Source organism: Streptomyces sp. DH12, assembly GCF_020873895.1.
Taxonomy (GTDB): domain Bacteria; phylum Actinomycetota; class Actinomycetes; order Streptomycetales; family Streptomycetaceae; genus Streptomyces.
Map to the genome: position 1 here is coordinate 1 of NZ_JAHWGT010001603.1, position 395 is coordinate 395.

1 protein-coding gene is annotated in these 395 nt (G+C 69.1%); it reads left to right on the forward strand.

Annotation, left to right across the window (positions count from 1 at the left end; all coding sequences use genetic code 11):
* A partial coding sequence (locus LPA54_RS41295; RefSeq protein ID WP_267488049.1) for a penicillin-binding transpeptidase domain-containing protein occupies window positions 1-395 on the forward strand: 395 nt, incomplete at both ends.

The following is a 395-nucleotide window of genomic DNA, read 5'->3' on the forward strand; positions in this document are numbered from 1 at the left end:
CGTTCAGCCGCTGCCGCCCGGCTCGACGTTCAAGCTGGTGGTGGCGGCCGCCGCGCTGGAGGACGGGCTGTACTCCTCGGTGGACGAGCGGACCGACAGCCCCGACCCCTACCCGCTGCCGGGTTCGTCGAAGGACCTCACCAACGAGAACCCGTCCGCGCCGTGCGAGAACGCCTCGATCCGGGTGGCGCTCCAGTACTCCTGCAACAACGTCTTCGGCAAGATGGCCGTCGACCTGGGGCAGGACAAGGTGCGTGACATGGCGGAGGAGTTCGGCTTCAACGACGACGAGCAGGACGTCCCGGTGCGCGCCTACGCCAGTGTGTACCCCTCGGACATGGACCCGGCGCAGACCGCGCTGAGCGGCATCGGCCAGTTCGACGTGACGGCGACGC